The sequence below is a fragment of the Phaeocystidibacter marisrubri genome, assembly GCF_008933165.1.
In the GTDB taxonomy this organism is placed as follows: Bacteria; Bacteroidota; Bacteroidia; order Flavobacteriales; family Schleiferiaceae; genus Phaeocystidibacter; species Phaeocystidibacter marisrubri.
In genome coordinates this window covers 1-732 of record NZ_WBVQ01000015.1, presented here as the reverse complement: position 1 = coordinate 732, position 732 = coordinate 1, and the positions used below count along the sequence as shown (strand labels likewise).

At 45.6% G+C, this 732-nt stretch carries 1 protein-coding gene; it reads right to left on the bottom strand.

The window, feature by feature from the left end:
- Window positions 1–732 (bottom strand): T9SS type B sorting domain-containing protein (locus F8C82_RS14660; RefSeq protein WP_151694378.1); only part of this gene is annotated, 732 nt, incomplete at both ends.

The following is a 732-nucleotide window of genomic DNA, read 5'->3' as shown; positions in this document are numbered from 1 at the left end:
AAATGGATTGTCGTTGGTGTATTTGTCAGATGACCAAACCTTGCGACCCCATCTATCAAAGATGGCAACTTTACGAGAGTTCCAGTTTTCAATTCCATCAATGGTCCAACGGTCGTTTAGACCATCTCCATTTGGAGTAAATACATCAGGAACTGTCAATGGTGGTGCCTCAGGATCTGGAATGATTGGATCTACAGGAACACCATAGATCACCCAGTTCGATTCACTTGAGTAACCGTTTGCATCGGTAAGTGTAATCACGCGAAGTGCGTAGTTACCTGGATCTTGACCCACAGCAGAGAAGGTGGCTGTTGAATCAGATGTAGGGAATCCTGTGGTGACATCTTGCCAGTCGTATCCACCGGTATCATTTTCTTCACCAAATTGAAGTTGGTACTGAAGGTTGGCAAAATCAGAGTAGTTCACCCCAGCATAGCTCGACCAGCTGACAGGAACGTTGGCCAAGTTGGTAAGGTCGGCTTGCAAGTTGATGGTGTGCAATGCTCTCGTTTGACCTACGGCATAACCGTTCGCAATCAAATCGATGGCGTAGTAGTAGTATTGATTGTCCACTCCGTTTTGACCTGGAGATCCATCAAAGGCATAACCGAGAAGTGGGTTTCCTGTGTTTACCAAGTTGTAGGTTGATCCAGAGTCTTCCGATCTATAGATACGGATGAAGTTGAGGAAGCGAGTAGGTACAGTATTGGTATCGACAAAGTAATCGATACG